This is a genomic window from Flavobacterium limnosediminis JC2902 (assembly GCF_000498535.1).
Classification (GTDB): Bacteria; Bacteroidota; Bacteroidia; order Flavobacteriales; family Flavobacteriaceae; genus Flavobacterium; species Flavobacterium limnosediminis.
This window is the reverse complement of the sequence record NZ_AVGG01000047.1, coordinates 1-5,621: the sequence shown is the minus strand read 5'-3', so window position 1 is coordinate 5,621 and position 5,621 is coordinate 1. Positions and strand designations below refer to the sequence as shown.

The 5,621-nt window shown below is 30.9% G+C and carries 8 protein-coding genes; 3 read left to right on the top strand and 5 right to left on the bottom strand.

The window, feature by feature from the left end; all coding sequences use genetic code 11:
• Positions 1–171: 171 nt before the first annotated feature.
• Together FLJC2902T_RS15540 and FLJC2902T_RS15535 are read right to left on the bottom strand one after the other, a co-directional pair.
• Positions 172–591 (bottom strand): hypothetical protein, encoded by a 420-nt coding sequence (locus FLJC2902T_RS15540; protein WP_023580760.1) that lies wholly within the window; start codon positions 589–591, stop codon positions 172–174.
• A 408-nt stretch (positions 592–999) separates the two neighbouring features.
• Entirely contained in the window at positions 1,000–1,731 is a 732-nt protein-coding gene (locus tag FLJC2902T_RS15535) for a hypothetical protein (RefSeq protein WP_023580759.1), read from the bottom strand.
• 475 nt (positions 1,732–2,206) lie between these two features.
• Here FLJC2902T_RS15535 and FLJC2902T_RS15530 point away from each other — a divergent pair, with 475 nt between their 5' ends.
• From FLJC2902T_RS15530 to FLJC2902T_RS15520, 3 genes are all read left to right on the top strand, one after another.
• On the top strand, positions 2,207–2,794 hold the full coding sequence (locus FLJC2902T_RS15530) for a hypothetical protein (protein ID WP_023580758.1): 588 nt from the start codon (positions 2,207–2,209) through the stop codon (positions 2,792–2,794).
• Positions 2,795–2,827: 33 nt separating this feature from the next.
• Positions 2,828–3,085 carry a hypothetical protein gene (locus tag FLJC2902T_RS15525; RefSeq protein WP_155958930.1) on the top strand — a complete coding sequence of 86 codons (258 nt, stop codon included), beginning with the start codon at positions 2,828–2,830 and terminating at the stop codon, positions 3,083–3,085.
• 66 nt (positions 3,086–3,151) lie between these two features.
• Complete coding sequence (locus tag FLJC2902T_RS15520) at positions 3,152–3,508, top strand: hypothetical protein (protein ID WP_023580757.1); 357 nt, start codon at positions 3,152–3,154, stop codon at positions 3,506–3,508.
• A 206-nt stretch (positions 3,509–3,714) separates the two neighbouring features.
• Here the strand turns inward: FLJC2902T_RS15520 and FLJC2902T_RS15515 are convergent, their stop codons facing one another.
• The 3 genes from FLJC2902T_RS15515 to FLJC2902T_RS15505 all read right to left on the bottom strand — a co-directional run bounded on the left by FLJC2902T_RS15515 (position 3,715) and on the right by FLJC2902T_RS15505 (position 5,592).
• Positions 3,715–4,077 (bottom strand): hypothetical protein, encoded by a 363-nt coding sequence (locus FLJC2902T_RS15515; protein WP_035679303.1) that lies wholly within the window; start codon positions 4,075–4,077, stop codon positions 3,715–3,717.
• Between the two features lie 193 nt (positions 4,078–4,270).
• Positions 4,271–4,684: a hypothetical protein gene (locus FLJC2902T_RS15510; RefSeq protein ID WP_023580754.1), complete on the bottom strand. Its 414-nt coding sequence runs from the start codon at positions 4,682–4,684 to the stop codon at positions 4,271–4,273.
• A 212-nt stretch (positions 4,685–4,896) separates the two neighbouring features.
• On the bottom strand, positions 4,897–5,592 hold the full coding sequence (locus FLJC2902T_RS15505; RefSeq protein WP_035679293.1) for a hypothetical protein: 696 nt from the start codon (positions 5,590–5,592) through the stop codon (positions 4,897–4,899).
• Between the last annotated feature and the right edge of the window lie 29 nt (positions 5,593–5,621).

Sequence of the window (5,621 nt, the reverse complement as noted above, 5' to 3'; positions counted from 1 at the left end):
GGTTCTTGAATTCACCTCGTTGGTCAAAAAATTACCGCTAACGTCCCGCCGGCTTGCTGCAGGTGGGGATTTTGTTCCTTTAGTTTGTTTATTCCTAAAGCCAAATATATGAAAAAATGTTGGAGTTTTCCCTAAAACCCCACTTGCTGCAAACCGCTGTTGTAGGCAGTGCTAGTTTCTAGGTTCCTTGTCAAAATTTAAATCGAATTTTAAGTTTACTATTTGTAAATCTTTTATGGTTTTTTCAAATTCGGTTCCATTGAGTGGTCCAATAATTCCATTTTGACTGGATTTTTTATTTTTCTCAATGTCAATTATGTAGTAATATGTTTCACTTTCAGGATAGTTAAGTTGTTTTGCAATAATATACTTTTCATTATGTCCTACAGCATACACGTAACTATTTACAATTACTTCATAACATCCGTCACAATTTTTTATGGGTTTAGAAATCGATCTGTTAGATTCCAAATCATTCCATCCAATTTCATATTCACCAACAATTTTTTGATGTTGGCTTTCATCAAGCCAAGCGCAACTGTTAATTGCAAAAAATATTATGAAAATCAAATATAGATTTCTCTTTTTCATCGCGTTTTTTTAGCATTGCCTACAACGTCCCGGGGCTTTATGCAGGTGGGGACTTTTATTCCTTTAGTTTGTTTATTACTAAAGCCAAATATACAAAAAGATGTTTGAGTTTTGCCCTAAAACCCCACTTGCATAAAACCCCTGTTGGCAGCTGCCTTTTATTTTTCCGCAGTAAACAAAAATATACCCGCAGTAGAGAAAAATTACTTTGCAGTAACGAGTTTTATAGTCGCAGTAGAAAAAAACCTTACCGCAGTTAGAATATATTTAATCGCAGTAAGGAGTTTTTAATTTTCAGTAAGGATATTTCTTTTCGCAGTAAGAAAATATCAAAGTGCAGTAGGGAATTTTCTAAACGCAGTTTAGAAAATTCTAAATGGGGTAGCGAGATATTAAATTGCAGTTAGCTTATTTCTTCACTTTTTTAAATTCAATACCTCTTACTTGTGCATATTCAGGGCTTGTAGCGCCATAAACTGATTTGATGTATTTTTTCACTTCTGTTCCAATGTCAACTAACCCTGTTGTATCGTCGTATAATGTTTTGTCACGAGAAATTCTTGAATTGCTGATTGAAGCATATGCGGTGGCAACCGCATTATTTTTGGTTGTTAAATCAGTTTGTTTGGCAGTTAGAGCCGTTAATTTCAAATCATTTTCGTTTGGAGTGTAACTGGTTTCAGACTGTAGTACTGAAATTAAGCCTGCAAAGTGTTGAATTAATTGGTCGTAAGATTGTTGGCTAGTACTTATAGTGGGTGGGGCAGGAGCATTAGTGTCGGAAGGTGTTTGTACTGTGGAAGCTCTTCTGCCTTGCATTTTGCGATTAAAACCTTTTGCATCGCTGATTTTCTCTTTTGGGGCATTCGTTGTTTCTAGTGCATTTACCAATCTTGTTGATAATGATTTTAACCCTGTGAAAGTAATTATTCTATCATTGACAGCATTATTGTAAGCTGTGTTTTTAGTAATAACATCAGCTAATTTGGTTTGTGATGTTGTAGCTATTGTGTTTAGCTGTGGAATTTTTAAGGTGTTCTTTGAGGGATTGTAGGTTGTTCCATATCCTGTAACAAATGCAATAAGGTCTTGAAAGTTTGCAACGTTTTTTGCGTGTCCTGTTTCTGATGTTGACGCCATAAAATTGTTTTAAAATTAAATTGGTTAAATGATATATTTTGTTGTAAAAATATAAATTAAAACAATAAAAAGAATGAATTGGATTACATATGGTATTTTTATCTACAATTTAATATGTAAAAACATATAAAGGTTTATTTGTTTAATGTATTGATTTTCAATGTTTAAAGTTGAAAAAGTAATTGTTTAAAAACCTATGTCAAAATAGTAAGGCATTTCCTCTCACCAAAATTAGTGATATGCAATATCACTAATTTTGGTGATTGCATTGTTTTTCAATATGTTATAGTTTTGCCCCACTTAAAAATTGTAATTACAAAAAAGGATTTGCTACCCTTTAAAAACATTTGAAAATAAAAGGTTGGGTTTTCAAATGTAACGAGTTACCAACCAAAAATAAAAAAGCAGCCTTACAGTAAAATGTTTTGGACGACATAAAGTAAGACTGCAATTATAAATTTAAAAAACGAATATAATGAAAAAATTATTATTTAGCTTAATTGCTACTATTTTAGTATCAAGTGTTTCTTTTTCACAAGATTTTGATAAAATTTTAAACGACTCTGACTTTGAAGCATATTTAATCGCTTATGACAAAGAAGTAAAATTACCGAAAGACTATAACAAGATTAAAGAATTAATGTCAGATGATAAAATTGATGAAAACGAAATTAAAGACATTCATGAATATTTAGGTTATGAATCATATGATGCTTATATTTCAAATTTAGCTTTGCAAGCTAATTTACTAGAAAAATTAGAAAACAGATACACCTTATCACAATATACCCAAGAAGAATTAGCTGATTTATTTGATGCTGGTTTTACAATGTATAAAATGGATACAATTGGTACTATTGGCATGGCAGGTACAAATTGTGGAAGAAGATTAAGAAATTGTCATGGATTAGCACTTGCGGTAGCTGTTGGGGCACATATTGCGTGTGGACCTGCTGATGTAACAATTATTATAGGTTTAATGTGCCATAGTGCAGCGACAGGTGCCCATTATCTTATGCTTGACAATTGTAATTTAGATTACCAAGATTGCATTAGAGGTTAAATTGTATAAGAGAATAATTTTATAAATAAAATCATGAAAAAAGCAACAAGTAAAATCCCGTTTTTTTGTTTTGTATTAATGTTAATAGTTTTATATTTTGACAATAATAGATATTCAAATCAAACGCTGATATTAGTTCTATCTTTATTACTAATTTCAATAGTAAGCTTTATCAATACAATCATCATTGATAAAAAGGAAAATAATCTTAATAGAACAAAACTATATTTAGTTATTGGAGGTGTTATTGCCTCAATAGGGATTGCATTATTTTACTTTTTTCAAAATTGATTTTTTAATTCAATATGAATGAAAATAAAATATGTTTTTTGTAGTATATTATTGTTTTCTATCCCAATGTTTTCACAATCCGATTTCGACAAGGTACTAAAAGCAGGTGAAGTTTTAGCTGCTGGATTTTCTATATTTAAAGTGGCAAAATCTGATCCACAAAAAGACAGTAAAGATGTTGAAAGTCTTTGTGTTAAAAATAAACTTGCTGATAAGATTACATTTAGAATTACAGGTAAGGATTCGGAAGATAATGATGTGAAAAAAGAAATGGTAATTCAAAACGACGGTAAGGAATGTATTTTCAACGTTCCGAAAGGAATTTATACTTACGAAGTCATTTTACCAAATAAAGACATCTACAAGAAAGGTGAATATAAATTGGATGACGATATTGTAATTACCATCAGAAAGGATGAATGAGAAAGGGGGCATAAGCCCTCTTTTTTATTTTCTTATTTTTTCTGCGTTTTGTTGAGTTAAGGTTGCTGCCAACGTCCCGCCGGCTTGCTGCAGGTGGGGATTTTTGTACCTTTAGTTTGTTTATTCCTAAAGCCAAATATACAAAAAGAAGTTTGGTTTTTCCCTAAAACCCCACTTGCTGCAAACCGCTGTTAACTGCTGGTTCTTTATTTTAGTTTTATTAATCTTGCACTATCTATAAAAGTATCTGAGTCATTTTTGGCAATAGTGACATCTGTGGTTCCAAAGAAAATTGTATCTCTTCCAATTTGCATTTTTGCGAAATCCATTTGCAAATTAGTTTTTTCGTCTTTAAGAGATATGTGATGTTTCCAATAAGTTACTTTACCCTTGATAGTTTTTCCATTTGGGAGTTTTCTTGAATATAAACTATCATTAAAGGTTATAATACAGTTTTGTTCTTTATATTTCGTTTCGTATTCCATTTTGTATTTTCCATGCAATTTTACCTCTTGGTTTTTGGTAAAAAAAGTAAACAGAACAGAACAAATAATTATTAAGTTTTTCATAATCTTGGTTTTTCAATACAGTTTTGTCGAACTTGCAGTTAACGTCCCGCCGGCTTTGAGAAGGTGGGGGATTGTTTTCCCAAAAGTATAAATTAAAGATTTAGTTTACAAATACAAAACCAACTTTAAATTTTGCCCTAAAGCCCCACTTGCTCAAAACCGCTGTTGTGCGATCGTACTTATCTACGTTTTTCTATCTTTCATTTCTATAAATATTATCCCAATATTTGTAAACATCTTTATAATCCAAAATAATTACGGTATCTTTTTTTATTACTTTCAATAATGAAGATTTTTTTTGCTTTATTAGAGAGTCTCCAACATCAATTTTAGCCCAGATAATGCTGTCTTCATGATAAAGATTTGTTTTGGAAAGAATTAAATATGGATTGTTTCGATTATTTTTATCACGACCTTTTTCAATTACTACATCATTATATTCAAGGTCAAGTTCCATTTCCAATCTTTTTTTATTTTGTTCAAACAAATTGGAAGAGAGTGCTACAAAGCAAATAAATAGAACAATCATTAGAAGAGTTAATAATGCTTTATATTGAGGATTAATATTTTCGAAATTATTCTCTTTTTTCCAGAAATTTTCCAACATGAATTTTTCGTGATTTTGGTTTAGTATGTCGCACAACGTCCCGCCGGCTTTGTGTCAGGTGGGGATTTTTGTTACTGATGTTTACAAATATACCGAAAAGTAGTAAAGAAAAAACTTCTTTTTAAAGAAGAAATACAAACACTAAGATTACCGATAAATCCCTAAAACCCCACTTGCACAAAACCGCTGTTATGTGCCGTTTTAATATTAAATTATTTTTTAAAAGTTTCGTCACGAGGTTTTCTTGTCGGAAATATAATTTCATGTAAAAATGTCGGATTTTCTCTTTCTAATTCCTCTAATCGTAATGCTGAAGACTTATAATAAAATCGTTCTTGATGAGATTTTCTATCAATTATATTTTTATAAATTTTTACCGCTTCGTTTTTGGCTTTTATAGTTTCGTAATAATTAGCTAATGCATACTCATATAGATAGTAACCCTTACCGATACTATCTACAAATATCTTAGCTTTATCAAATTCTTCCAACTTTATGTAATTTGCAGCTATTCCAGCAGCAATATCTCCAGTACTGTTTCCAAAAGGGTTTGATTTATGTAGTTCATTAATAGATTTTTGGTAGTATCCATTCTTATAAAGCATTTCTGCGTTAAAGTAATTTATTTGTGCTTCACATAGAAAAGCAATATCAGTATGAAGGTCAGAATTGGATTCCTTGAAATCTTTAATCAAACTATCGGATTTAGAAATCAATTTGGCAACTGGCAAATTTGAATTGTAAAGTGAGATTAATTTTAAGTTAAACGTATCTCTTACTTTTCCAAGTTCTTCTTCGTGTTTACAGCCCGGATGTTGTTCGTGATGTGATAAATTAGATTTATCAACGTGCTCTTTGCAAGAAGAAAAAATCATTAATGTTGCAGTTAGAATTGCTAGTTTCTTCATTTGCGTAACGGTGGATTCAAGTATCTAGC

Excerpts from the sequence above, each read along its gene's own strand:
- FLJC2902T_RS15515 (WP_035679303.1), bottom strand. The coding sequence starts at position 4,077 with ATGAAAAACTTAATAATTATTTGTTCTGTTCTGTTTACTTTTTTTACC.
- FLJC2902T_RS15520 (WP_023580757.1), top strand. The coding sequence starts at position 3,152 with ATGTTTTCACAATCCGATTTCGACAAGGTACTAAAAGCAGGTGAAGTT.
- FLJC2902T_RS15505 (WP_035679293.1), bottom strand. The coding sequence starts at position 5,592 with ATGAAGAAACTAGCAATTCTAACTGCAACATTAATGATTTTTTCTTCT.
- FLJC2902T_RS15530 (WP_023580758.1), top strand. The coding sequence starts at position 2,207 with ATGAAAAAATTATTATTTAGCTTAATTGCTACTATTTTAGTATCAAGT.
- FLJC2902T_RS15540 (WP_023580760.1), bottom strand. The coding sequence starts at position 591 with ATGAAAAAGAGAAATCTATATTTGATTTTCATAATATTTTTTGCAATT.
- FLJC2902T_RS15525 (WP_155958930.1), top strand. The coding sequence starts at position 2,828 with ATGAAAAAAGCAACAAGTAAAATCCCGTTTTTTTGTTTTGTATTAATG.
- FLJC2902T_RS15535 (WP_023580759.1), bottom strand. The coding sequence starts at position 1,731 with ATGGCGTCAACATCAGAAACAGGACACGCAAAAAACGTTGCAAACTTT.
- FLJC2902T_RS15510 (WP_023580754.1), bottom strand. The coding sequence starts at position 4,684 with ATGTTGGAAAATTTCTGGAAAAAAGAGAATAATTTCGAAAATATTAAT.